General features: G+C 42.1%; 24 protein-coding genes and 3 pseudogenes. 19 read left to right on the top strand and 8 right to left on the bottom strand.

What is annotated here, in order from left to right:
• Position 1 precedes the first annotated feature (1 nt).
• The 3 genes from moaA to mobA are packed head-to-tail and all read left to right on the top strand — an operon-like array spanning position 2 to position 2141.
• A complete protein-coding gene (moaA, locus tag BLP57_RS08955) occupies positions 2-976 on the top strand; it encodes a GTP 3',8-cyclase MoaA (protein WP_044960389.1) in 975 nt (324 codons plus the stop codon).
• Positions 977-982: 6 nt separating this feature from the next.
• Positions 983-1471 carry a MogA/MoaB family molybdenum cofactor biosynthesis protein gene (locus BLP57_RS08950; protein ID WP_207746627.1) on the top strand — a complete coding sequence of 163 codons (489 nt, stop codon included), beginning with the start codon at positions 983-985 and terminating at the stop codon, positions 1469-1471.
• 7 nt (positions 1472-1478) lie between these two features.
• Positions 1479-2141: a molybdenum cofactor guanylyltransferase gene (gene mobA, locus BLP57_RS08945; RefSeq protein ID WP_207646700.1), complete on the top strand. Its 663-nt coding sequence runs from the start codon at positions 1479-1481 to the stop codon at positions 2139-2141.
• A gap of 244 nt (positions 2142-2385) precedes the next feature.
• Here mobA and BLP57_RS18875 read toward each other — a convergent pair.
• Positions 2386-2577 (bottom strand): annotated as a pseudogene (locus tag BLP57_RS18875) (IS1634 family transposase); the annotation flags it as partial.
• A 59-nt stretch (positions 2578-2636) separates the two neighbouring features.
• Here BLP57_RS18875 and BLP57_RS18690 point away from each other — a divergent pair.
• Positions 2637-3404, top strand: a pseudogene (locus BLP57_RS18690) (SDR family NAD(P)-dependent oxidoreductase).
• A gap of 47 nt (positions 3405-3451) precedes the next feature.
• On the opposite strand, the gene BLP57_RS08930 reads toward BLP57_RS18690, so the two are convergent.
• Genes BLP57_RS08930 through BLP57_RS08915 form a run of 4 tightly spaced genes read right to left on the bottom strand, consistent with a single transcriptional unit; the run spans position 3452 to position 7367 of the window.
• A complete protein-coding gene (locus BLP57_RS08930) occupies positions 3452-4315 on the bottom strand; it encodes a TylF/MycF/NovP-related O-methyltransferase (protein ID WP_092071089.1) in 864 nt (287 codons plus the stop codon).
• Entirely contained in the window at positions 4312-5337 is a 1026-nt protein-coding gene (locus BLP57_RS08925; protein ID WP_092071085.1) for an XdhC family protein, read from the bottom strand. The genes BLP57_RS08930 and BLP57_RS08925 overlap by 4 nt, the downstream gene beginning before the upstream one ends.
• Positions 5338-5368: 31 nt before the next feature.
• A complete protein-coding gene (locus tag BLP57_RS08920) occupies positions 5369-6442 on the bottom strand; it encodes a histidine phosphatase family protein (RefSeq protein ID WP_092071082.1) in 1074 nt (357 codons plus the stop codon).
• Positions 6435-7367, bottom strand: a complete 933-nt coding sequence (locus tag BLP57_RS08915) for an NTP transferase domain-containing protein (RefSeq protein WP_021650129.1) — start codon at positions 7365-7367, stop codon at positions 6435-6437. Before BLP57_RS08915 ends, BLP57_RS08920 begins: the two co-directional genes overlap by 8 nt.
• A gap of 209 nt (positions 7368-7576) precedes the next feature.
• On the opposite strand from BLP57_RS08915, the gene BLP57_RS08910 reads away from it, so the two are divergent.
• The 8 genes from BLP57_RS08910 to BLP57_RS08875 all read left to right on the top strand — a co-directional run bounded on the left by BLP57_RS08910 (position 7577) and on the right by BLP57_RS08875 (position 16743).
• On the top strand, positions 7577-7837 hold the full coding sequence (locus BLP57_RS08910; protein WP_092071079.1) for a hypothetical protein: 261 nt from the start codon (positions 7577-7579) through the stop codon (positions 7835-7837).
• Between the two features lie 36 nt (positions 7838-7873).
• Positions 7874-10636, top strand: coding sequence for a molybdopterin-dependent aldehyde oxidoreductase (locus BLP57_RS08905; protein WP_092071076.1), 2763 nt, complete (start codon positions 7874-7876; stop codon positions 10634-10636).
• A gap of 101 nt (positions 10637-10737) precedes the next feature.
• A complete protein-coding gene (locus BLP57_RS08900; protein ID WP_092071073.1) occupies positions 10738-13032 on the top strand; it encodes a pyridine nucleotide-disulfide oxidoreductase/dicluster-binding protein in 2295 nt (764 codons plus the stop codon).
• Positions 13032-13253: a DVU_1557 family redox protein gene (locus BLP57_RS08895; protein ID WP_005427475.1), complete on the top strand. Its 222-nt coding sequence runs from the start codon at positions 13032-13034 to the stop codon at positions 13251-13253. Before BLP57_RS08900 ends, BLP57_RS08895 begins: the two co-directional genes overlap by 1 nt.
• The gene (locus tag BLP57_RS08890) at positions 13254-13787 is read left to right on the top strand and encodes a class I SAM-dependent methyltransferase (RefSeq protein ID WP_092071070.1); all 534 of its coding nucleotides are present in this window, start codon (positions 13254-13256) and stop codon (positions 13785-13787) included.
• Between the two features lie 3 nt (positions 13788-13790).
• Positions 13791-14225, top strand: a complete 435-nt coding sequence (locus tag BLP57_RS08885) for a DVU_1555 family C-GCAxxG-C-C protein (protein WP_021650124.1) — start codon at positions 13791-13793, stop codon at positions 14223-14225.
• Complete coding sequence (gene trsS, locus BLP57_RS08880; protein WP_092071066.1) at positions 14222-15547, top strand: radical SAM (seleno)protein TrsS; 1326 nt, start codon at positions 14222-14224, stop codon at positions 15545-15547. Before BLP57_RS08885 ends, trsS begins: the two co-directional genes overlap by 4 nt.
• 20 nt (positions 15548-15567) lie before the next feature.
• Positions 15568-16743, top strand: a complete 1176-nt coding sequence (locus BLP57_RS08875; RefSeq protein ID WP_092071063.1) for a DVU_1553 family AMP-dependent CoA ligase — start codon at positions 15568-15570, stop codon at positions 16741-16743.
• A gap of 33 nt (positions 16744-16776) precedes the next feature.
• Here BLP57_RS08875 and BLP57_RS08870 read toward each other — a convergent pair whose 3' ends face one another.
• Positions 16777-17508, bottom strand: a complete 732-nt coding sequence (locus tag BLP57_RS08870; protein ID WP_092071060.1) for a DUF5714 domain-containing protein — start codon at positions 17506-17508, stop codon at positions 16777-16779.
• 330 nt (positions 17509-17838) lie between these two features.
• On the opposite strand from BLP57_RS08870, the gene BLP57_RS08865 reads away from it, so the two are divergent.
• The gene (locus BLP57_RS08865; protein WP_092071057.1) at positions 17839-18081 is read left to right on the top strand and encodes a cation-transporting P-type ATPase; all 243 of its coding nucleotides are present in this window, start codon (positions 17839-17841) and stop codon (positions 18079-18081) included.
• 30 nt (positions 18082-18111) lie between these two features.
• Here the strand turns inward: BLP57_RS08865 and BLP57_RS08860 are convergent, their stop codons facing one another.
• The gene (locus BLP57_RS08860; RefSeq protein ID WP_092071054.1) at positions 18112-18315 is read right to left on the bottom strand and encodes a hypothetical protein; all 204 of its coding nucleotides are present in this window, start codon (positions 18313-18315) and stop codon (positions 18112-18114) included.
• A gap of 177 nt (positions 18316-18492) precedes the next feature.
• On the opposite strand from BLP57_RS08860, the pseudogene BLP57_RS18685 reads away from it, so the two are divergent.
• The 5 genes and pseudogenes from BLP57_RS18685 to BLP57_RS08840 all read left to right on the top strand — a co-directional run.
• Positions 18493-18561, top strand: a pseudogene (locus BLP57_RS18685) (LPS biosynthesis protein); the annotation flags it as partial.
• 123 nt (positions 18562-18684) lie between these two features.
• On the top strand, positions 18685-19122 hold the full coding sequence (locus BLP57_RS08855) for a radical SAM mobile pair system MarR family transcriptional regulator (protein ID WP_005608550.1): 438 nt from the start codon (positions 18685-18687) through the stop codon (positions 19120-19122).
• Positions 19119-19808 (top strand): radical SAM mobile pair protein A, encoded by a 690-nt coding sequence (locus BLP57_RS08850; protein WP_092071051.1) that lies wholly within the window; start codon positions 19119-19121, stop codon positions 19806-19808. Before BLP57_RS08855 ends, BLP57_RS08850 begins: the two co-directional genes overlap by 4 nt.
• Positions 19796-20704 carry a radical SAM mobile pair protein B gene (locus BLP57_RS08845; protein ID WP_059086551.1) on the top strand — a complete coding sequence of 303 codons (909 nt, stop codon included), beginning with the start codon at positions 19796-19798 and terminating at the stop codon, positions 20702-20704. The genes BLP57_RS08850 and BLP57_RS08845 overlap by 13 nt, the downstream gene beginning before the upstream one ends.
• The gene (locus BLP57_RS08840; RefSeq protein WP_092071048.1) at positions 20670-20864 is read left to right on the top strand and encodes a hypothetical protein; all 195 of its coding nucleotides are present in this window, start codon (positions 20670-20672) and stop codon (positions 20862-20864) included. Before BLP57_RS08845 ends, BLP57_RS08840 begins: the two co-directional genes overlap by 35 nt.
• A gap of 101 nt (positions 20865-20965) precedes the next feature.
• Here BLP57_RS08840 and BLP57_RS08835 read toward each other — a convergent pair whose 3' ends face one another.
• Complete coding sequence (locus BLP57_RS08835; protein WP_004614173.1) at positions 20966-21319, bottom strand: cupin domain-containing protein; 354 nt, start codon at positions 21317-21319, stop codon at positions 20966-20968.
• Between the two features lie 140 nt (positions 21320-21459).
• Here BLP57_RS08835 and BLP57_RS08830 point away from each other — a divergent pair, with 140 nt between their 5' ends.
• On the top strand, positions 21460-21792 hold the full coding sequence (locus BLP57_RS08830; protein WP_008373705.1) for a winged helix-turn-helix transcriptional regulator: 333 nt from the start codon (positions 21460-21462) through the stop codon (positions 21790-21792).
• Positions 21793-21983 lie beyond the last annotated feature (191 nt).

Here is a 21983-nt window from a genome sequence, read left to right as displayed (position 1 = left end):
TATGAAGGATAGATTTGGAAGAGAGATTGACTATCTGCGGATATCCATTACAGATCGATGTAATCTCAGGTGCGTCTATTGTATGCCGGAAAATGGAGTTGTGCAGATCCCGCATGAAGAAATTCTGACTTATGATGAGATTACCAGAATCAGCAGATGTATGACTGGTTTAGGTATACGTAAGATCAAACTGACCGGAGGAGAACCGTTAATTAGAAAGAATTGTGCCACACTGGTTCGAATGTTAAAAGAACTTCCTGGCATCGAAAAAGTGACATTAACGACCAATGGTGTATTGCTCGAAGAACAGATAGCAGATCTGGCAGAAGCGGGGCTTGATGATATAAATATCAGTCTGGATACTTTAAATGCAGCAGAGTTTGCAAAGGTAACCAGGAGAGAAAGTCTGGATCGGGTGCTGGAGGGAATCCAGGCGGCATTACAGTATCCGCAGATTGGATTGAAGATTAATTGTGTGCCGGTAGTGGAAGAGCAGGAAAATCTGGTATCGATAGCGAGACTTGCAAAGCAATATCCGATTCATGTTCGTTTCATTGAAATGATGCCGATTGGATATGGAAAGGATTTTCAGTTTCGGGGAGAAAGTGAAATATGCGAAATATTAGAGAAAGCATATGGAAGAATGACTCCAATAAAAGAACGATATGGGAATGGACCGTGTCATTATTATAAAATAGAAGAATTTCAGGGTAAAATAGGATTTATCAGTGCGATGACGCATAAGTTTTGCGACCAGTGTAATCGTGTGCGTATGACAGCAGAAGGATTTTTAAAAGCCTGTCTGCAATATCAGACTGGAACGGATTTGAAGAATTTGATGCGTTCAGGATGCACAGATGATGAACTGACAGAGGCAATACAGAAAGTAATATGGGAAAAACCGGTCAGTCATCATTTTACATCGGAAGAGATTGAGACAGATGAATGTAAATTAATGTCCCAGATAGGAGGATAAGGAATTATGAAAGTTGCGATTATTACATCCAGTGATTCTGGATATGCAGGAGAGAGAGAAGATAAAAGTGGCTCGGTAATCCAGGAAATTTTGGAAGCGAACGATTACGAAGTGGTGCATACCATTCTTTTGCCGGATGACAGAAAGATGCTGGCAGATGAGATGGCTCGTATAGCAGATGAGGGAATAGCAGAGCTGATTGTAACTACGGGTGGAACCGGATTTTCGCCGAGAGACTGTATGCCGGAGGCAACAAAGGATATTATAGAACGTGAAGTGCCGGGGATTCCGGAAGCAATGAGAGCATATAGTATGACGATTACACCAAGAGCTATGCTCAGTCGTGCAGCAGCAGGTATTCGAAAAGGAACACTGATCGTGAATCTGCCGGGAAGCCCGAAAGCAGTCAGAGAAAGTCTGGAATATATTATTCCAGCGCTGGAACATGGATTACAGATCCTGACCGGGGAGGCAACGAACTGTGCCAGAAAATAATCGGAAAATGCAGACTGATATATCTGAATTAGAAAACGGTCAGTTGGCAGAACAGCAATTGCCATCAGATTTTACGCTGGTAGTCCTGGCAGGTGGTGCCAGCAGCCATATGGGAAGGGAGAAGTCAGATCTGCTTTTAGATGGACAGACATTTTTGGAGATACAGATCGGAAAAGGATGTCAGTTGGGAGCAAAACAGATCTTAATTTCTGGATATCGTGGAACACAGTGTGGGGAAGAGATTGTGCCGGATCGAATTTCCGGTCAGGGTCCACTTGGCGGTCTGGAGAGCTGTTTTCGAAGGGCAAAGACAGAAAAATGCCTGGTGCTGGGGGTAGATACGCCGCTGGTACCTGTGGAAGAACTTCAAAATCTGTTGAAGTTCGCAATGGAAAAAGCCGACCAACCGGTGACTATGCTGTGTCATAATGGAAAAGAAGAATCGCTGATAGCGGTATATGATGCCAGACTTTATAAAGAGATCACAGATTTTCTGGAATCAGGAAGATCATCGGTGTATCGTTTTTTAAATACAGTGGGATATTCCCTATACCATACCAGTGCACCGGAAAACTATTTTCAGAATATCAATGATCCGGAAATCTATAAGAAAGTCTGCGCGGAATGCGAAATTGCTGATATTTTCACAAAGGAATCCGTTAAACTATAGATTTTTAAATACTGTAGGAATTTTTGTTTGTTATACGGAATCCAATGAGGGATATTTTTAGAATATTAACGATTCTGATACATATTTAAAGACTGAAGGGTATCTTGTCAATTGTTAACAATTGACAAGATACTAAAATGATTATATAATCTCATCTTTGACAGTTGATTAGTTAAAAAAGTGCCACAATCCCTGTACAAGGGGTGTGGCACTTTTATCTGCATACACGAAATATAGTAATGTTTTATCTCTGCTTACTTTTTTTCTGAATTCCTTTCATTTTCCGTTTTGTTATGAATTGATAGACCGTTCTGAATCCGCAGGTTTCATGGAGATCGTCAGTGATTTCCTGACGTTCATATACCGGCATGAAGCCCTGTTCTTCTATATCCGTAAATTTTATGTCTTTTAAAGAGTGGAGTAATTGTTCTGTGGTATTATTAATTACGCAATCGATTGCGTAACGTGTAATTACTGCACAGAATGGAGGAGAAGATGAAAAATTTTACAGATTTAACAGGAAGAAAAGCAATCGTTACAGGTGGAACGCGAGGACTGGGATATGGCATGGCAGAAGGCTTGATGGAAGCAGGAGCAGAAGTTGTCATTGTAGGATCATCTGAAAAAGCAGAAGCAGTTGCGGACGAATTTACAAAAAAAGGATTTTTGTGTCATGGAGTAATTGCAAATCTGGCAGATGCCAAAGATCGTGCAAGAGGATTTGAAGAAGCTGTGGAAAAGTTGGGAAATCCTCTGGATATTCTGGTAAATGCAGCGGGAGTACAGCGCCGTCATCCAAGTGAAGAAATTTCCAATGGAAGATTATCAGTATGTCATTGAAGTGAATCAGAATGCAGTATTTGACTGGTGTCAGAGAGCTGCCAAAAAGTTTATTGCACAGGATAGCAAGGGCAAGATTATAAATATTGCATCTATGTTATCTTTCTTTGGTGGTTATACTGTTCCGGCTTACGCAGCATCGAAAGGGGCAGTAGCTCAGCTCACAAAAGCATTTTGTAATGAGTGGGCATCAAAAAAATTAATGTGAATGCTCTCGCACCTGGGTATATGGATACAGAGATGAACACGGCACTGACAGATCCATCGAATCCACGATATGCAGAAATTACCGGACGTATTCATGCTCACGTCTGGGGAACTCTGGAAGATATGAAAGGTCCTTGTGTTTTTCTGGCATCAGATGCATCCGACTATCTCAACGGAGCAATCATTCCGGTGGATGGAGGGTATCTCGTAAAATAGCATAATACAGAAGGCGTATAGGATTATGAAAGGCTTTCGATTAGGTTTTAAATGATTTTTCGGATAATAGCACTTCCATGCAGATCGCATACAGGATCTGCAAACAGGTGGTGTTTCAGGCAGAATTCGTCTACAGCTTTGTTACATCCGGAAAACTGGGTACTGTATACGTCATGGATCAGGAGAACTCCGCCGATAGACAGACGTTCATAAAATAGAGGTAATGCAGCAGCAGTTGGAGCATAGAGATCTGCATCTAATGATACGAAACAGAAAGTTTCATCGGTAATATCGGAAAAAGTATCCGGAAACCATCCTTTATGGATGATCACATGTGATGGATCAGGCATGATGCGAAGAACAGAGTCTACATCTGTGGAAGAAAAGTCACCTGTTTTAGCGCGAGACAGATGCCTGGAGGTTTCTACGGCAATATCTTTTTCTGAAAAGCCTTCAAAAGTATCAAAAAGATGTATTTTTCGATCCGGAAAGGCCGTACTGATCAGGCAAGAAAAATCACCCTGGAAAACACCAAGTTCTGCCACATCTCCAGGGATATTTTGTTGATGTATTTGTTCGGCTAAAAGGCGCATAACCGCAACCCGTGCATCAAACATGCGAAGTGCAGAAGGATCACAAAATGAACCGTGATAGCCCAAGTGCTCCATCTGCTGCATCATAGAACCACGCCGCTCTTCATCCAATACACCAAGAATAATCAGATCAGGAAGAAGAGCAGCGGCCTTTGATGGAGAACAGATTGGGATATTACCAATAAATTGTCCATGTTTGCGCGGATCATTATCGGCAAAGCACATGATCTGATAGGAATTTCCAAGAAGTCGGGCAGTCATCTGCCCAATCTGTCCGGCACCGAATATAATAGTTTTGTAGACATGTTTTGTCATCATTTCATAGCAGCCTTTCTTTCAGCTCGAACCTGAATCATTTGTCCTGTGATAGATATTGCGATTTCAGCAGGTGTTTCTGCTTTAATATTAAGTCCCACAGGCGTGATAATACGGTCTAATTCTCGCTCATCGATTCCATACTCTTCTACGAGACGATGAAATACACCAGCTCTTTTGGCGAGACTTCCAATGACGCCGATATAGCATGCAGGTGTGGCAAGAAGTTGTGCCTGCACAATCGTATCATAGGCATGACCTCGTGTCATGACACAGCAATAATCAGCATCTGTGATAGAAATGCTCTGATCCAGATGATCAAAATCGCAAAGGATTGTCTCCGCTGCATCCGGGAAAAGAGCAGGATCTGTAAATTCCGGACGGTCATCCAGAACGATGCAGTGAAAGTCAACACTTGCAAGTATTGGTACCAGCTTTTGTGAAACATGCCCGCCTCCAAATACATAGACAGTTCCGGATGTACCGATTTGTTCTGTAAACAGGTCACAGGTTTCATTGCGATGACGGCATGGTCTTGCAGATAAGGAAGATAAGATGGAAGAAGGAACATCAGCATTTCCAGTCAATCCATAGGATGCACTGTAAAGACTCATACCGGATGTAGCATGAAGATCACAGATCAGCCAGAAATCTTTTCGTTCTTTATATAATGTTTCAGCAGTTACTGCAAGTTCCATAATAATAGGGTCATTATGGTCCAGATACTGGAAAAATACGGTAACATCACCACCACAAATCATACCGATATTCTCAACATCTTTGCGATTCAACCGGAATTCATGTTCACAGGATTCTTTCTTTTCAAGAATATCAAGCGCCATAAGCTCTGCACGATATTCGACAGAACCTCCGCCTATGGTTCCGGCAACTCGGCCTTTTTTTCCAACCAACATACGGGAACCGGCACCTCTTGGCGTCGATCCTGAGGAAGCAACGATGGATGCAAGCACAAGGTCGTTTTCTTTTTGAAATTCTTGTTGTATGATCTGAAATAAAGTTCTCATATATAAAACACCTCCTGTAATTTTCTATAAGTCATATCGTCATGTGACAGATGGTCTGTATCATATTTTGCAGATCAAGAGCCTGTTTAAGCTGTCGTTCATGAGATTTCAAAGCTTCGGGACTGTTACATTTACACAGACTTTCCGCAAATCGTTTTTCGATGGTTACACGTTCGGTTTCCTGAATCAGTTTATCTGATAAAAAGACGATAGCCGCTTCATTCAGAATTGTCTTCTGCAAACCATGATGTTGTGAAATAATCTGACTGATTTCAGTATAGCCTAATTGTAAGAAAAGATCACCACCTGTTTTGGTGTGATGTTTTTGAAGTCTGGCAATATCATGAAGGAGTGCTCCGGAGCGAATCAGTTTTTTATTAAAAAAGTAACCATGAGATTCCAGCAGATCGCAGAAATGGCAAGCCAATTCAGTCACTGCATCACTGTGCGCCTGTACATGATGAGGAAGAGACACCGAATCGCGAAGCATCCGGCATAGTTCGTCATGCAAGTCAGGATGAGGCAGCAGGTAAGTCGAATCAGATAAGGTAACATGATCGTTATCGTCTGCGTTCAGATGATAATAGGAACCACATGGAAGACGAAAATACTGTCTGGCATGCTGTTTTGAATCAAGAAAATACAGATAAGAAGAAATTACATCTGTATGAGCAACAATCGCAATATCACCCTCAGAAGAACGAAGAATCTCATAAATTGCCTGCGAAAAACGCATGCCAGATGCGAAAGGAGTTTCTGCTCCTGGAATCGGGTAATCAGGATTCATTCCACGTGCTTCATATATGTCCGGCCATCTTTTGCGTATCTCATCAAATGAAAGACCATCCCATTCTCCCAGATTTCGTTCTGTTAAATCTGAGATAGTGATATGTGGAAGATCAGGTGTGATATGTGCAGCCGTTTCCATAGCTCTTGACAAAGGACTGCAGTAAACAGCAGTTATTTTATCATCCAGTTCTCCGTGAAGAAGGACTGACTGCAGATGTCCAAGCATAGATAAAGAAAAATCAGTCTGACCGATACAGTAAGAATGTTCATCTGGATATTGTGGTTTTCCGTGTCGAATAAGATAAAGATTACGCATTGAAAAATCCTCTGAAACACTTTTCAAATATTGCTTCGGAACAGGTACGTGTTTCCTCTGAAAAACGGGCATATCGCTTCAAAAATTCTTCTCCGTATGGTGTCAGCTCACTGTGACTGCCCTTTACACCGCCCTGACTTCGAATAATCAGCGGTTCATGAAGCTGAGATTCTAATGTATGGATCAGATTCCAGCTGGTGGAGTAGGAAATGTGCATGCGTTCGCAGGCATCACGAACAGATCCTGTTTCATGAATCAGTGTAAGCAGCGAATAAAGCTGTTCATCAAAGAAGACCTTTTCCCGTGCCAGCTGAATCTGAATCTCTGAACGGATCAGACTTTGATTGTGTGCACGAAGAAGTTCTACATAATCCTCTGGTGTATCCGCATCATGAATGATTCCAGGATCTTCTACATTTAAACAATACATGGGAGTTCCACAATGTTCTACAGCACCCTTCAGACCAGTGTTTCCATCATTGCTTAAAATGGACTCAATTAATGAGGAACGAATCAGGATCGGATGACCTGGAGTTCCGTTACAGACCGGAGTGACAAGAGGCTGTCCAAGAGAAAGCATTTGTGTAACGGTATGTGCTGTGAATAGTGGAACATCTACAGGTGTAAAGAGTACCGTATCCACTTTGTCTTTTAAATATTCCAGTCCAATCCTGACAGAATCAAACATATGAGTAGTTTCATAGTCCTCATTTCGAAGAAAAATAACATGATTGGAAGCAAGGTGGCGTTCCAGAGCATCCGCATTATATCCGGTTACCACCACTATTTTAGAGATTCCGGCCTGCCGGAAGTTATTAATCACACGCTGCGCGATGGAAATGGATCCAAGCTGAAGCATGGGCTTGAAGTCTCCCATTCGTGACGATTTCCCTGCAGCTACGATGAGAGCACCTGTCTGCATCATAGATACCTCCTAAAAATAACATTGTACAAATTTGATATTATTATAGCATGAAAAGTGAGGATAAATAGTAAAATTTTTAAATAAAGTAATAAAAACAATATAAAAAAGGACGAAAATAGCCAACTAATAATTATTTACAATTTGTAAAACTGTACAAAATTATGATAACATGAAATTATACAAAATAATGTAAACAGGAGAACGTTTCCATGGATAAGATTTTTGAAATTACCGCAAAAGAAGTTACGATACAGGTAAAAGATGAGCGCACAGGAGAGCAATACAGTCGGACACTTCCGATTGATTATTATGAGAATGCGAATGTTTTAAAACTCAGCGGTGAGAATCTGGACGGAAGCAGCTCTTCCATTGTTTTCTATTCTGTCAGAGGAATGGAAAGACTTAAAGATCTGACGGGTAAGGGAGTCGATCATGATCCATGCGGAACACATAAGTCAGAAGATTTGTAACATCGGAACGTGTATTTTTTAAAGGAGGAATGAAACATGATTAAAAAGACATTGAAGATCAATGGTGTGGAGCGAATCCTTATTCTTGATAAGGATGAGACACTGGCTCAGGTACTTCGTGAGCATCTTCTTCTTACAGGATGTAAGATCGGTTGTGGAGAAGGTCATTGCGGAGCATGTAATGTTATTATGAACGGAAAAGTTACAAGATCCTGTATTTACAAGATGAGCCGTGTTCCGGACAATGCAGAGATCACAACAATCGAGGGTGTGGGAACAATTTCTGATATGCATCCGATACAGGTTGCATGGATGGCATATGGATGTGCACAGTGTGGTTTCTGTTCACCAGGTTTTATTATTTCAGCAAAGGTTCTTCTCGATAATAATCCGAGCCCTACCCGTGAAGAAGTGAGGGACTGGTTTAACAAGCAGCGTAATCTCTGTCGTTGTACAGGTTACAAGCCGCTTATCGATGCGACCATGGCGGCAGCAGCAGTTATGCGTGGCGAGATGACTAAAGAAGACCTCGTATTCAAGCAGACAGGTGATTCTATCGTCGGTACAAACTATATCCGTCCATCAGCAGCACAGAAGGTAACAGGTACCTGGGATTTCGGTGCAGATGATGCATTAAAGATGCCGGAGGGAACTCTTCGTCTTGCACTTACACAGGCCAAGGTTTCTCACGCAAATATTCTCAGTATCGATACAACAGAAGCAGAGAGTATGCCGGGAGTTGTTCGTGTTATTACAGCGAAGGACATTAAGGCAGCAGGCGGAACCAACAAGATCAATGGTCTTGTAATGCTTCCGAAACACAATAAGACAGACGGATTTGAGCGTCCTGTACTCTGCGACGAAAAGATCTTTCAGTTTGGTGATGCGATTGCGATCGTAGCTGCCGACACAGAAGAGCATGCACGTGCAGCAGCAGATGCAGTTAAGATGGAGATCGAAGAACTTCCTGCATATATGAACGCAATGGATGCAATCGCACCGGATGCAGCAGAGATCCATCCTGGTACTCCAAACGCATTTTTTGAGACAAACTGTATCAAGGGACCGGACTTTGACTGGGACAGCATTCCGGATTCACAGCAGGTTGAGATCGAGTCCTACTGTTCACGCCAGCCTCATCTTCATCTTGAGCCGGACTGTGGTTATGGATATATTGATGAAGACGGTATGATAACAGTGCATTCCAAATCTATCGGTATACATCTTCATATGCCTATGATCGCAGATGGTATCGGTGTACCAATGGAAAACTTAAGACTTGTTCAGAACCATGCAGGCGGAACATTTGGTTACAAGTTCTCACCGACAAATGAGGCTCTGATTGGTGCAGCTGTTAAGATTCTGGAACGTCCGGTATCGCTGGTATTTAATCAGTTCCAGAACATTACTTATACAGGAAAGAGATCTCCTGCATTTATGAATATTAAGCTTGCAGCAGATGAAAATGGTAAACTCTTAGCACTTTGGGGTAACAACTATGTAGATCACGGTCCATATTCAGAATTTGGCGATCTGCTTACCATGAGACTTTCTCAGTTTACAGGCGCAGGTTATGGAATTAATTCTATTCGTAATAAATCAACAACCGTATTTACAAACCATGCATGGGGCTCCGCATTCCGTGCTTATGGTTCACCACAGTCTTATATGGGATCTGAGATTGCGATTGACGTGCTGGCAGCTAAGATGGGAATCGATCCGTTTGATATCCGTGAAATGAACTGCTATAAAGAATCAGAGGGCACTACCATCCCGACAGGTTATCCACCGGAGGTATATTGTGAGGAAGATTTGTTTAAGAAAGCACGTCCATTGTATGAAGCGGCGAAAAAACGTGTTGCCGAAAAGAATGCAGCTTCTGACGGAAAGATGAAATATGGTATCGGTGTATCTCTTGGAGTATACGGTTGTGGTCTTGATGGTGTTGATACATCAAATGCATTTGCAGAATTAAATCCGGATGGAACCGTTACGATGTATGCTGCATGGGAAGATCATGGACAGGGGGCTGATATGGGTGTTCTTGTATCATCTCATGAAACACTGCGTCAGGCAGGAATCAGACCGGAACAGATTAAACTGGTTATGAATGATACGAAGACATGTCCGAATGCAGGACCTGCAGGAGGATCACGCTCACAGGTTATGTCAGGTAATGCATGTCGTCTGGCTGCAGAAAATCTTGTAGCAGCAATGAAGAAAGAAGACGGAACATTCCGTACTTATGATGAGATGGTAGCAGAAGGGCTTGCAACAAAATATGAAGGTAACTGGGTAACTACATTCTGTGCAGATCATCCGATCGATCAGGATACCGCACAGGGCGATCCATTTGCAACTTATATGTATACTATCTTCCTGCCGGAAGTTGCTGTTAATACAGAAACAGGTAAAGTTACCGTTGAGAAATTTACTTGCGTAGCTGACGTAGGTACGATCATGAACAGACTTCTTGTAGAAGGTAATTTCTATGGTGGTCTTGTACAGGGTATCGGTCTTGCTCTTTCGGAAGATTTTGAAGATTTGAACCATGACACCACTTTGAAGAATTGTGGTATTCCATATCCAAAGGATGCTCCGGATGATATTGAACTTCACTTCAATGAAACATATCGTCCAAGTGGTCCTTACGGTGCGGCTGGTTGTGGTGAGGCTCCACTGGATGCTCCACATCCTGCAATCCTGAATGCAATCTTTAATGCGACAGGTGCACGTATTACACGTATCCCTGCCCGTCCGGAAAGGGTTCTTGCAGCATTAAAAGAACTTGAGAAATAAGCTTAATTCATAATGTGGTTGGAGTAAAAGCTGCCAACTGCGATATAATCAGGGGAGACGGGAAACTGCCTCCCCTTTACAGACGAAAGGAGTATCAGGTTATGACATACATACAGGAGAGGGGTTCTACTCACGTTTATCATGTAAATCGAATGTCAAAAGAAGAGATGGATCATATGATCAGTCTCTGCGTCCATGAACAGCCGGCCTACTGTGTTGCAGCCTGTCCTTTCAAAATGGATACAAAAGAGATGCTGTATTATGCTGCAAAAGGAAATTTTAAGAAAGCGTTGGCAATTTATGAGAAAATTACACCATTTCCAATGATTCTCTGTGATGGATGTACGGCACCTTGCGAAGATAATTGCAAGCTTTGTGAACTTGGTGATGGTGTCTCCATACGAGAAGTAGAACGTGCGATTGTCCGGTATGGAGAACCGGGAAGACGAAGCAGTGTATTTCGCATGAGAAAGAAGAAAAGGGCAGCAATCTTTGGTTCTGGATTATTTCCACTGTTTCTTGCAGGGGAACTGGAAAAGAAAATGTATCCTACGACAATTTATTGTAAGGAAGAAGATTATGAAAGCTATATTGCAGCGGCAGCCGGACATCTTTTGGAATCAGACCGCAGCAATGAAGCGAAACGTCTGAAATCTATGGATCTTTCTTTTGAATTTGGATGCAGTTTGAATCTTTCGTTTATCAGAGAAAAAATGGAACTGGCAGATGTGGTATGCGCATCAGAAGAAGTGGCAAAAATGTTAGCTCCGGAAGAAGCAGCAGATGTCGAGATTATGTTAAGAGAACAGGCAAAGATTGTCAGCGGACCTGCGGAATCTGTGATGGATGCGGCTTTTGCCGCAAAGCGGGCAGCTTTGACAGTGGATCTTCTGGTACAGAATTTATCGCCGCACAGCAACAGAGGCAGTGAAGGAGCAGTGACTACCAAGCTTTATACGAACATGGAAGGAATCCATGGATCGAATAAGATTTTCTGTGGTCAGGATGGGTATTCAAAAGAAGAAGCTGTAGAAGAAGCAAAACGATGTATTCAGTGTCATTGTGACGAATGCATGAAAGGCTGTGTGTATTTAAGTGAATATCAAAAACATCCGGGTTTATTAGCCCGTGAGATCTATAATAATACGCAGATTATCATGGGAGATCATCCGATGAACAAACCGATGAATGCCTGTGCCCTCTGTGGACAGTGTACGGTGATCTGTCCGAATGGATTTGATATGAGTCAGGTGTGTAAGTCAGCAAGAGAAAATATGGTATCCACAGATAAGATGCCGCTGGCGCCACATGAATTTGCACTGATGGACATGTTATTTTCAAATTCAGAGGCTTTTTTGAGCAGACTCCAGCCGGGATATGAAACTTGCAGATATGTATTTTTCCCGGGCTGTCAGGCAGGTGCGATAGCGCCGGATGTGGTTATACAGGCATACGAAGATTTAAGTAATCGGGTAGCTGGAGGCGTTGCTCTGATGCTGGGATGCTGTGGTGCAATCAGCGAATGGGCGGGTCGCTATGAAATGACAGAAAAAGTAAATGAGCAGCTGAAACAGGAACTGGCCAAGCTTGGTGATCCGATCATCATTGCAGGCTGTCCAAGCTGCATGAAGCAGCTAAAAGAAAGTATTGGAGCACATGTTATAGGAATCTGGGAAATTTTGAGAAAAATCGGACTTCCACAGCAGGCGAAAGGACTGGAGATACCGGTTGCCATACATGATGCCTGTGGTGCCAGAGGGGATGCACAGACACAAGATATGATACGACAACTTTTGTCGGATATGGGATGTATCGTTGAAGATACAGAATATTCCAGAGATTTGTCTCCATGTTGTGGATATGGAGGTCTGACGGCATATGCCAATAAAGATATGGCAGCGAAAATGACAGAAAAGTGTCTGGAACGTTCCGATGCACCATATATTACATACTGCATGGCATGCAGAGACCGATTTGCCAGAGAGGGAAGAGAATCCCGACATATACTTGAACTTCTGTATGGGGCAAATGCCAGCAATATGCCTGATATCAGTGAGAAACGCTACAACAGGCTCATATTGAAACAAACACTTTTAAAAAACATCTGGAATGAGGAATCGGTCATGGAGAAAAAAGACTATACTGTTGCCTATACAGAGGAGGCAATCCATATGATGGATGAGCGCATGATACTGAAAAGTGATGTGGAACGTGTGTTATCAGATTACAGAGAAAATCAGGAGGCAATCCTGGATGAAGAAACAAAAGAACTGGTGACAAGAAGCAGACTGGGAAATGTCACATTCTGGGTGCGGTTTGTGGAAACAGAAGACGGATATCTGGTACACAGAGCATACAGTCATCGAATGAATATTATGAAAAGGGTGGGACAGTAATGGCAGTAGAGAGAACATATTATACGATTGATCCGGAAGGAAAGCTGACCTGCATGAAATGTAAGGTTCCTCTTGTAAAAGGAAAAGCAAAATTTATGTATCTGGAAAATGGATTTCCTGTGGAAATGCCTGTCTGCCCAAAGTGTGGGTTTGTGTATGTTCCGGAAGAACTCGCACTTGGAAAAGTGCTCGCGGTGGAGCGTGCACTGGAGGATAAATAGATGAACAGGCATCCGGGAGGGGAAGCGCAGACGCTTCATCTTCTGGAGAACATAGAATGGAAAAAAGAAATGAAAGCACTGGATCTTGGAGCAGGAGAAGGAGACACGGTACGAATCCTGAAATCATTTGGGCTGGAAGCACATGGCGTGGATCTTTTCCCACGGGGCAGTGATGTGGAAATAGGCGATTTTCTGCATTTGCAGTATTCATCAGACAGTATAGATCTTTGCATCAGCCAGTGTGCATTTTTTGTCAGCAGAGATCAGAAAAATGCACTATCTGAATGTTGGCGTGTTTTGAAAAAGGGAGGATTTCTTTTATTATCAGATCTGGATACCGGAAATCTTTTGGAAATGGCAGAACAGACAGGGTTTACCATTCTCCGACAGGAGGATCAGACGTTACTTTGGCGGGAATATTATCTGGAAGCAATCTGGAATGATTCGTTCTGCTGCGACGAGTATAAGCTCCTGCAGAAAGAGTATAAAGGAAAGAAGCTGCGCTATACCATGTTGGTTGGCAGAAAGGAGTAGCACATGGATCTTTATGAAAGAATCATAGAACTTAGCAGTATGGGTTATCATTGCTCACAAATGGTTATGATTATGACACTGGAAGCCATAGGTGAGGAAAATCCACAGCTTGTAAAGGCTTTGGGAGGTCTTGGCGGCGGGATCGGTTATTGTGGAGATACCTGTGGCTGCCTGACAGGAGGAGCCTGTGCGATAGGTTTGTTCCTTGGCAATCTGGCTCCGCAGGAGAAAGAAGATATACAGATGAAACCGGCTGTGCAGGAATTATATCAGTGGTTCCATAAGAAGACCGAAGAAGAATTTGGTGCTTTTTATTGTAAGGATATCACTTCTAATTTGGATTGGGGAGTGATTATGGAGCAATGTCCTGCGCTGATTGCAGATACTTATACGAAAGTGATAGAAATACTGACAGAACGGGGAATATTGGAACTATGATTACGCTGGGTAAAACAAAAAGTGTATGCCCGATATGTATGAAAGTACTTACGGCAAAAAAATGTATTGGTGAAGATGGCATTTATCTGGTGAAAGAATGTGATATCCACGGAAAGTTTCAGACACTGATCTGGGAAGGAACGGCAGCAGAGTATCTTTCCTGGGGAAGAGAAAACCTGTCTGCGGAGACTCCGGTAAATCCCAAAATCAAAGAGAAATCCTGCCCGGATAATTGTGGACTCTGTGAGGAGCACGAACGAAAAGGCTGTTGTATGATACTGGAAGTGACAAAGCGCTGCAATATGCACTGCCCGGTCTGCTTTGCTTCGGCAGGAGAATGTCTGGAAAACGGTGATCTTTCAATTGATGAAATAGAAAAGCAATATGATTTTCTGATGGATCATGGAGGACCATTCAATATTCAGCTCTCAGGTGGAGAACCAACCATGCGGGAGGATCTTCCGGAGATCATACATATGGGTAGAGAAAAAGGGTTTACATTTTTTCAATTGAATACCAATGGAATCCGTCTTGCGCAGGAAGCAGGATATGCCAGAAAACTAAAAAAAGCAGGACTGAATACAGTATTTCTTCAGTTTGACGGTGTCACAGATGATGTGTATCAGACATTGCGCGGACGCTCTATGATAGAACTGAAAGAAAAGGCTGTGTTAAACTGTTCGGAAGCGGAACTGGGAATTGCCCTGGTACCTGTCATTGCGCCAGGAGTAAATGACATGCAGGTTGGAGATATTCTGAAGTTTGCGATGGATCATATGCCATTTGTAAGAGGAGTACATTTCCAGCCGATCAGCTATTTTGGCAGATGTTCTCAGCAGCGTCCACAAGCTCCGATTACCATACCAAAGATGTTGAAGCTGATCGAGGAACAGACTGACGGGCTTATGAAAAGCAAGGATTTCGCCGGTGGTGGAGCAGAGAATCCATACTGTTCTTTTCATGCAAGTTATCTGAAAAAAGGTGAGAGGGAACTGAAACTTTTGGAAAAGAAATCAGGCAGAGGATGTTGTTGTACTACCAGCGATAATTCCAGACAGTATGTGGAAAATCAGTGGAGCTATAGCACAAAAAAATTTGATGATGGAGAAATGACACAGACAGATGCGCTGGATGAATTCCTGATCCGGGTTCATAATGAAACTTTTGCAGTATCAGGGATGATTTTTCAGGATGCATGGAATCTGGATCTTGAACGTCTGAAAAGATGTTATATCTGCGAGGTGGATTCTGATTATGGAATGGTGCCGTTTTGTGCATATAATCTGACGAATTCGAAAGGAATATATTTATACAGAAAGTGAAACGATCGAATATAGATGCAATGATCTGTAAGCAGGAAGGTATTACAGAGATTACAAGAGATGAAATACACAGAATACAGCTGGAGAAATTAAATATTGTACTGAAGAGAGAGAAAAAACGAGAGGGTTTTTACCGAGATTTGCCGGAAAGACTGGAAAGCCTGATAGATTTGAGAAGCCTTCCTTTTACGACAGAAACAGATCTGGCACGAGATGGAGGCAGGATGCTGCTTTGCTCCCAGGGGGAAGTACAGAAAGTGATATCAGAACAGACAAGCGGAACTACCGGTGCCGGTAAACGTGTATTCTATACAGAGGGAGACTGTGAACACACCATAGAACTTTTTATGGCAGGTCTGGGTGAATTTATTTATCCTGGAAGTATAACGATGGTGGCTATGCCATTTTCAGGTCCTTTTGGATTAGGAGAACTGATCGCGGAGGCAATCAGACGTCTGGGAGCAAAACCTCTTTCAACCGGGACAGGAAGAACTTATGGCGAACTGAACAGGATTTTGGAAGAGGAGCAGCCGGATACGTATGTGGGAATGCCGACGGCATTGCTGTCCATGCTTCGAATGTGCGGAAAAGGCAGTATAAAAAGAGCACTGGTATCCGGAGATGCCTGTCCGAAAACTGTCATGAAAGCAATCGAAGAAATTCTGCAAACACGACTTTGGCCGCACTATGGTTCCAGAGAGATGGGGCTTGGAGGTGCCATTTGCTGCACGGCGCATGAGGGCATGCATATGCGGGAAAACCATTGTATTACAGAGATTATAGATGAGAACGGAAATGTGCTGCCGGACGGTAAATGGGGAGAACTGGTGATTACAACCATTGGAATGGAAGCACAGCCGTTGATTCGATATCGAACCGGTGACTGGTCAAGGATCATTCCAGGAAGATGCCTCTGTGGAAGTGAAATAAAACGCCTGGACTTTGTAAAGCGGATGGATCCATTGGGAAGTATCAGAGAGATGGATGAATTACTGTTTGAGATTCCGGAACTGGTAGATTATTGTGTGAAAATTGTAGATGGAAAAAAGGAAATTACAGCGCTTTTTACATCGGACAATGGAGAAGAACGAATCAGGAGTGTTTTGGAAGAGAAGGATATTCGTTCATGGAACTGCAAAAAAGCAAAGTGGGAAGATGGGGCGCTGTATCCTGGCAAACGAGTTACAAGGCAGTGATTTCGTGGTATCATGGAATCACTGCCTTGCCTGTTATTCAGGATAGTATGGACAATCTTCCTGGATACATTCGCGATTATCTTCGCAGTATTTACACGTTATAGAAGACAACGGAATGTTTACAGAACAAAACTGACTGTAAAAATGAACGGCTTCTTCAATGGCAATTCTGCTGGTACGTTTGCAGCAGCGAGGTCCACCAACATCTGCCAGTCTGGATAAAATAATGGAAACAAGTTTTTGAGGAAACGGCCATGCATCTTTGTGAAGTGGACTGGATCCAGTCATAACGGACATGAAAATACCGGCTCCGGCAGCAGCTCCACAGACACCCCAGTAACCACAGGTACCGCCCGGAACCTGCTTCGCTCTTTTACAGATTTCAGATAGTGCAGCATCGTAATCCATATGTTCTCCATTATTGCGAAACGCTGTCAGAAGAACACATGGGACAATTGTATGATGCTCCGGTCCATGCATATGTACAGATGGAAGATCCATAATTTTTTCCAGAAGAAGCAAAGCATCTTTTTCTGTACTGTCTCTGAGTGTTGTGATTACCGGAGCATATGTGCCATAGCTGTGACAGGCATCACAGATAAAGTGACCATTTTCACAGACCGCATTGGTTAATTGCTCTTTATGGCAGATGCTGCACGTCTGAATAGAGCTTTCAGCACGATACGTAATAGAAGCACCACAAATCAGACATCCGGAAAAATGTTCCGCTTCACCGCAACAACAGGAATTATTCGTATGATCCATTTGATTCACCTCCGGAGAATTTATTTTAATAGTGTTAACGATGTAAAAAGTATAACATAAAATGAAAAAGTAATGATAAAGTATCTTGACAATCATGTTACTTTGGGTATATGATTTGATCCAATAAAGGGGAGTAACCTGCGCTTAACAAATTGCGTTTGTGATGTTGTCAGTACGGTGGAAGCATCCGGTATCATAAGGAAATGGTGAGACTTTTATTGCATTTTTTATTATGCAATGAAGGTCTTTTTTTTATATTTTTTTCAAAGAGGTCTTTCATTGCATAAGAAATTCAGGTAGTAAATACTTAGAAACGATGAGGCGGAAGTGATGAAGGAAATTTATCAGCAGACGGTAGAAGAGGTTCTTGAAAGGGTGAATGGCAAGAAATCTGGGCTTACAAGTGAACAGGTGAAAAGATCCAGAGAAAAGTGTGGGTGGAATGAACTTACAGAAGGAAAGAAGAAAGGTATCCTGCAGATTTTCTTTGAAGGAGCTGTCTATTTCCCGACAGCTCCTTTTCTTGTATTCATTCGGCTGATACAAAGCGACAAAGCCGGCATAATATCATAAGTAATATATAAAACTCTGATGTACATGTGATTAAAAAGAATCAATCATATGCATTAGCCGCTCATGAAAAATATCTCTTTCTTCGTAAATTTTTTCTAACTCTTTTTCAGTAAACAATGCATAGGCGCTATCAGGAACAGTTGTTAATCCATCACAGGTAAATGGTATACGTCGCCCACCTCTGAAAATGGCTGCTTCCCAGTACTTTTTTCTAAAATATTTAATTATTCCCATGTAGTACCATCTCTTTCCCATATTTGTTATTGACGTTCTGGCAAATAAAATACTTCTGTTCTTACTATATTATCATCAAAATCCATTTCTACATAATAATCTCGGACAAAATATGATCTCCAGTAATCTTGTAGTGAGTAAATTTCCAATGTTTTGGAATCAACAATGCACAATGGAATGTCAGAGTTAACAGAGCATACCTTGGCAAATGAAATAGAAGCTCCACATGAGATTTTAAGAAAATAGGCAAGTCAAATTCCAGTTTGGAGAATTGAAAAAATGGAATTTACCTATTAAGACATATAAACTCTTGACAATAAAGCTCCTATATAGTATGTTTTTAATAAACTACTATATAGGAGCTTTTGCATGGAAATGAATGGAGGATTTCTTGTCACAAAAATAAAACAGCTTGGAGACCGGATTTTTGAGAAGATTCTCAGTGAAAAGAATATTGATGCGTTTAATGGAGCCCAGGGACGTATTCTTTATGTGCTGTGGCAGGAGGATGGTATCTCAATCAGGTCACTCTCGACTAAATGCGGATTAGCGATAACATCTCTTACTACGATGCTGGAAAGAATGGAAAATCAAGGGCTGATAAGCCGTGTTCAGTCTGAAACGGACAAAAGGAAAACACTCCTGTTTCTGACTGAGAAAGCACATGCCTTAAAGGGCGAGTACGATTCTGTATCTGATGAGATGGGCAGTATTTACTACAAAGGTTTTTCAGAGGAAGAAATTACCCGGTTTGAGAAATGTCTCGACCGCATCAGAAAGAATCTTGAGGAGTGGCAGAAGTCATGAGTATTTGTATCAAAGATCAGATTCAGAACATGAATATCGTCATTGGCTGCACAGTGGGGTGTACATATTGCTATGCCCGCAACAACGTGAAACGCTGGCATATGATTGATGACTTCGCTGACCCTGAATTCTTTCCGGGTAAGCTCAAGATGATGGAAAAGAAACGTCCGCAGAACTTTCTTCTTACCGGGATGAGCGATCTCTCCGGATGGAAGCCGGAATGGAGAGACGAGGTATTTGCAAAGATCCGTGAAAATCCACAGCATCAGTTCCTGTTCCTTACCAAGCGACCTGATTTGCTGGATTTTGATACCGATTTGGAAAACGCATGGTTTGGCGTTACGGTGACGAGGAAAGCAGAACTGTGGCGTATCGACGCCCTTCGGAAAAACGTCAGAGCAAAACATTACCATGTTACCTTTGAGCCGTTATTCGACGATCCCGGCACAGTTGACCTTTCCGGAATCAATTGGATCGTTGTGGGCACCATGACCGGAGCTCAGAGCAGGAAGATTCATACGGAGCCGGAATGGGCATGGTCTCTGGCGGACCAGGCACATAAGCTCGGCATTCCGGTGTTTATGAAGGAAGACATTGTCCCTATCATAGGGGATGAAAATATGATTCAGGAAATGCCGGAAGAATTTAATAAAGTGTTAGAGGTACAGAAATCATGGAAGAAGTAATAAATGGAATCCTCATTCGTGAGGTGGAAACAAAGAACATCATGACTAAGTCTAGTCTGCCGGTAGGCGGTTACTCGGTCAATCCCTATGTGGGCTGTACACATGCCTGCAAGTATTGCTATGCTTCTTTTATGAAGCGCTTTACCGGGCACAAGGAGGAATGGGGCACTTTCCTTGATGTGAAGCATTGGACGGAAATTAAAAATCCGAAGAAATATGCCGGACAGCGGGTGGTCATCGGTTCTGTGACAGATGGCTACAATCCACAGGAGGAGCAATTCGGGAATACCAGAAAACTTTTGGAGCAGCTGATCGGCAGTGACGCAGATATTCTGATCTGCACAAAGTCGGATCTTGTGGTACGAGATATTGATTTACTGAAGAAGCTTGGACGTGTAACCGTTTCATGGTCGATCAACACACTAGATGAAAATTTCAAGAACGATATGGACTCTGCTTCGAGCATTGAGCACCGTATCGCTGCTATGAAGCAGGTATATGAGGCAGGTATCCGTACAGTCTGTTTCGTATCCCCGGTATTTCCCGGTATCACGGATTTTGAAGCAATCTTTGAGCGGGTAAAGGATCAGTGCGATCTGTTCTGGCTCGAAAATCTCAATCTTCGAGGCGGTTTCAAAAAGACAATTATGAATTATATCGCCGGAAAATATCCTGATCTTGTACCACTTTACGACGAGATCTATAACAAGCATAACCGCAGCTACTTTGAAGCACTTGAAGTAAAAGCTGAGAAAATGGCTAAGAAGTATGATTGTGCCTTTGTGGATAATGAAATGCCTTATGGCAGAGTCCCGCAGGGACATCCGGTGATCGTAGATTATTTCTATCATGAGGAAATCCGTGGGACAGAGAATACCGGAAAAAGAAATCGCTAACTTCCAGTTTGTAACGAAGATATTTGCGATGAAAGGAATTAAGATTGAGTTATTGGGGATTGCAATAATACTTTTAGGAATTGCTGTGACAACAAATAATTTTTGGGGATATGTCCTAGGTGTTCTTGGATTTGGCTGTTTTCTAAAAGATAATCACTGATAACTTCTTGTTTGAAAAATTGAGAAAACGTAATATTGAACAAAAATGCACAGTTCTTAGCTTATCGTGAACTGTGCATTTTTGTAAATAAATACTTTTAATTAGCCGATTACGGCATCCTCTGCTGTAAAATGTTCCAGAGAATTTTCTTTTACCTGAATGCAGATATAAGTAATTCCAGAAATATCGGATGCAAAAAACTGACGCTTTGCAGCAGGTGCGATTTTTAGCCAGTCTCCAGTTGAAAGGCTGATTTCTTCTCCATCAATTATGGCCTTGCCGTTACCTGAAAGAATTCCATAGATTTCTTCATTTTCTTTATGAGAATGAACAAATGGGACATTTGCTCCTGCAGGTAGTTCGTTTAAACTGATTTCTGCACCTGTTAAAGACAACTTTTCATGCAGCTCAATTCGGTTTTCCTTTCCAATAGTTGTTTTTGTGTAATTTGCCATAATAACCTCCATAGTTAATTTGTAGTTTCTGGTTGCTTGGTATTAGTATAGTGTGAGACACATACAAAAACAAGTACGCACCTTTTTGTAACTGTGCACTCAAAAATGAATGTGTTACAATAGACTCGGAGGTGAGAATTATGCGAGCAAAAGAAGAATTACCGGAATGCCCAGTTGCAACAGCAGTATCTCTTATCGGAGGAAAATGGAAATTGCTGATTTTGCGTAACTTGAAAGAGCGTCCATGGAGATTCAATGAGCTACAACGAAGTATAGATGGTATTTCACAAAAGGTTTTGACAGATAGTTTAAGACAAATGATGAGTGATGGGCTGGCATATCGCCACGATTACCATGAGCAGCCACCGAGAGTTGAATACGGCTTAACGGAACTCGGAACAAAAATGCTTCCAATTGTTAATTCACTTGCTGACTTTGGTAACTACTATAAATCAATTATTGAACAGAATTAAGGACGTTAGTATTTGAAAAGCTTGAACAATTCAAGTTTGCAAGACTGTCAATCAGATATTTTATCCTTTTTGGGAAAAATGTCATGGACATATGTCTTGAAAAATGATTGTGGAATAATATGTTGCTGTGATATGATAAAGTAAATAATTTGATGTGTATATTCGGATTTTGGGAAGAGAATGAAAAGTGG

This window comes from Blautia sp. SF-50, assembly GCF_900101315.1.
Classification (GTDB): Bacteria; Bacillota; Clostridia; order Lachnospirales; family Lachnospiraceae; genus Blautia_A; species Blautia_A fusiformis.
This window is presented reverse-complemented; position numbering and strand designations above follow the sequence as displayed.

Bases quoted from the DNA above. Each gene is read 5' to 3' on its own strand.
- BLP57_RS08910 (WP_092071079.1), top strand. From the start codon at position 7,577: ATGGATAAGATTTTTGAAATTACCGCAAAAGAAGTTACGATACAGGTA.
- BLP57_RS08850 (WP_092071051.1), top strand. From the start codon at position 19,119: ATGAGTATTTGTATCAAAGATCAGATTCAGAACATGAATATCGTCATT.
- BLP57_RS08950 (WP_207746627.1), top strand. From the start codon at position 983: ATGAAAGTTGCGATTATTACATCCAGTGATTCTGGATATGCAGGAGAG.
- BLP57_RS08900 (WP_092071073.1), top strand. From the start codon at position 10,738: ATGACATACATACAGGAGAGGGGTTCTACTCACGTTTATCATGTAAAT.
- BLP57_RS08830 (WP_008373705.1), top strand. From the start codon at position 21,460: ATGCGAGCAAAAGAAGAATTACCGGAATGCCCAGTTGCAACAGCAGTA.
- BLP57_RS08905 (WP_092071076.1), top strand. From the start codon at position 7,874: ATGATTAAAAAGACATTGAAGATCAATGGTGTGGAGCGAATCCTTATT.
- BLP57_RS08915 (WP_021650129.1), bottom strand. From the start codon at position 7,367: ATGATGCAGACAGGTGCTCTCATCGTAGCTGCAGGGAAATCGTCACGA.
- BLP57_RS08920 (WP_092071082.1), bottom strand. From the start codon at position 6,442: ATGCGTAATCTTTATCTTATTCGACACGGAAAACCACAATATCCAGAT.
- BLP57_RS08870 (WP_092071060.1), bottom strand. From the start codon at position 17,508: ATGGATCATACGAATAATTCCTGTTGTTGCGGTGAAGCGGAACATTTT.
- BLP57_RS08895 (WP_005427475.1), top strand. From the start codon at position 13,032: ATGGCAGTAGAGAGAACATATTATACGATTGATCCGGAAGGAAAGCTG.
- moaA (WP_044960389.1), top strand. From the start codon at position 2: ATGAAGGATAGATTTGGAAGAGAGATTGACTATCTGCGGATATCCATT.
- BLP57_RS08925 (WP_092071085.1), bottom strand. From the start codon at position 5,337: ATGAGAACTTTATTTCAGATCATACAACAAGAATTTCAAAAAGAAAAC.
- trsS (WP_092071066.1), top strand. From the start codon at position 14,222: ATGATTACGCTGGGTAAAACAAAAAGTGTATGCCCGATATGTATGAAA.
- BLP57_RS08890 (WP_092071070.1), top strand. From the start codon at position 13,254: ATGAACAGGCATCCGGGAGGGGAAGCGCAGACGCTTCATCTTCTGGAG.
- BLP57_RS08875 (WP_092071063.1), top strand. From the start codon at position 15,568: ATGATCTGTAAGCAGGAAGGTATTACAGAGATTACAAGAGATGAAATA.
- BLP57_RS08885 (WP_021650124.1), top strand. From the start codon at position 13,791: ATGGATCTTTATGAAAGAATCATAGAACTTAGCAGTATGGGTTATCAT.
- BLP57_RS08930 (WP_092071089.1), bottom strand. From the start codon at position 4,315: ATGATGACAAAACATGTCTACAAAACTATTATATTCGGTGCCGGACAG.
- BLP57_RS08835 (WP_004614173.1), bottom strand. From the start codon at position 21,319: ATGGCAAATTACACAAAAACAACTATTGGAAAGGAAAACCGAATTGAG.
- BLP57_RS08865 (WP_092071057.1), top strand. From the start codon at position 17,839: ATGAAGGAAATTTATCAGCAGACGGTAGAAGAGGTTCTTGAAAGGGTG.
- BLP57_RS08860 (WP_092071054.1), bottom strand. From the start codon at position 18,315: ATGGGAATAATTAAATATTTTAGAAAAAAGTACTGGGAAGCAGCCATT.
- mobA (WP_207646700.1), top strand. From the start codon at position 1,479: ATGCAGACTGATATATCTGAATTAGAAAACGGTCAGTTGGCAGAACAG.
- BLP57_RS08855 (WP_005608550.1), top strand. From the start codon at position 18,685: ATGGAAATGAATGGAGGATTTCTTGTCACAAAAATAAAACAGCTTGGA.
- BLP57_RS08845 (WP_059086551.1), top strand. From the start codon at position 19,796: ATGGAAGAAGTAATAAATGGAATCCTCATTCGTGAGGTGGAAACAAAG.